The sequence below is a fragment of the Methylobacterium sp. WL19 genome, assembly GCF_008040005.1.
Classification (GTDB): domain Bacteria; phylum Pseudomonadota; class Alphaproteobacteria; order Rhizobiales; family Beijerinckiaceae; genus Methylobacterium; species Methylobacterium bullatum.
In genome coordinates this window covers 1-1,122 of sequence record NZ_VRVC01000276.1, presented here as the reverse complement: position 1 = coordinate 1,122, position 1,122 = coordinate 1, and the positions used below count along the sequence as shown (strand labels likewise).

Genomic DNA, 1,122 nt, shown 5'->3' with positions numbered 1-1,122 from the left:
ACCACCACCGGCGTCCCGCCGCCGGAGCGGTCGCCCTCGGGGTCAGGCGCGGCGGCGGGACGCCGGTGGTGGTGATGCTCACCGATGGACGGGCCAACGTTGCCCGCTCTGGAATCGCCGGGCGGGAGCGCGCGGCTGAGGATTCACTCAAAGCCGCCCGCCTTTTCCGCGAGGCGGATGTCCGCGCCATCCTCATCGACACGGCCCAGAGGCCGCAGGAGTCGGCGCGCCGCCTCGCCGCCGCCATGGGGGCGCGCTATCTGCCCCTGCCCCATGCCGATGCGGGGGCGATGAGCGCCGCGATCCGGTCGGCGCGGGAATAGGGGTTCCAGCATGCGCGCGCCCGCCGAACGACCCCGCTGGGAGCGCGAGGGCGCCGACTGGCCGCACCGGGAGGCGAGCCGCTTCGTCACAGCCTCCGGCCTCAACTGGCACATCCAGGAAATGGGGGAGGAAGGGGCACCGACCGTGCTGCTGCTCCACGGCACGGGGGCCGCCACCCATTCCTGGCGGGGGCTGATGCCGCTCCTGGCGACGCGGTTTCGGGTTCTCGCCCCGGACCTGCCGGGCCACGGCTTCACCGACCCGCTCCCCGCCGCAAGACTCTCCCTGCCGGGGATGGCCGCCGCCGTCGGCGACCTCCTCGACAGCCTCGACCTCCGCCCGACTCTCGCCGTCGGCCATTCGGCGGGGGCGGCGCTCCTGGTCCGGCTCTGCCTCGACGGGCGGATCGCGCCCGATCTCCTGGTGGCGCTCAACGGCGCGCTCACCCCGTTTCCCGGCCTCGCCTCGGTGCTGTTCCCCAGCATGGCCCGGCTGCTCTTCCTCAACCCGGTCACCCCAAAACTCTTCGCCTGGACCGCCGACCGCCCGGCGGTGGAGCGCCTGATTCGCGGCACGGGCTCCCGCCTCGACCCGCAGGGGCTCGATCTCTACCGACGCCTGTTCCGCACACCCGGCCACGTGGCCGGGGCGCTCGGCATGATGGCGAACTGGGACCTCGCCACCCTCGATCGCGCCATCCCCCGCCTCGCCACCCCGACGCTCCTCGTGGTCGGCAGCGAGGACAAGGCCATCTCCCCCGACACCGCCTTCGCCCTGAAGAAGCGCCTGACCCACGCC

The 1,122-nt window shown here is 73.8% G+C and carries 1 protein-coding gene and 1 pseudogene; both read left to right on the top strand.

The window, feature by feature from the left end:
- A pseudogene (bchD, locus tag FV220_RS25020) lies at positions 1-323 on the top strand (magnesium chelatase ATPase subunit D); the annotation flags it as partial.
- A gap of 10 nt (positions 324-333) precedes the next feature.
- On the top strand, positions 334-1,122 hold a 789-nt coding region (gene bchO, locus FV220_RS25015; protein WP_147833586.1), incomplete at its 3' end, for an alpha/beta fold hydrolase BchO.